The sequence below is a fragment of the Citrobacter sp. TBCS-14 genome (assembly GCF_005280805.1).
Classification (GTDB): Bacteria; Pseudomonadota; Gammaproteobacteria; order Enterobacterales; family Enterobacteriaceae; genus Citrobacter; species Citrobacter gillenii.
Genome location: NZ_SZWM01000049.1, coordinates 1 through 214, shown reverse-complemented (window position 1 = coordinate 214; position 214 = coordinate 1). Strand labels below are relative to the sequence as shown.

Genomic DNA, 214 nt, shown 5'->3' with positions numbered 1-214 from the left:
CGCTGGTACTGACAATGGCACTGGCCGCTGCATTAGGGCCAAGCCTGTTCAACGCCATGCTGGCGATTGCGATTGTGCGTATTCCTTTCTATGTACGCCTCGCCCGCGGTCAAACGTTGGTCGTTCGTCAGTTTACTTATGTACAGGCCGCGCGAACCTATGGTGCATCACGCTGGCATCTGATCAGCTGGCATATTTTACGCAATTCACTTCC

Annotated in this window: 1 protein-coding gene; it reads left to right on the top strand. The window is 53.7% G+C overall.

Annotated elements, in window-relative coordinates; genetic code table 11:
- A partial coding sequence (locus FDX22_RS30760) for an ABC transporter permease subunit (RefSeq protein WP_255432650.1) occupies positions 1-214 on the top strand: 214 nt, incomplete at both ends.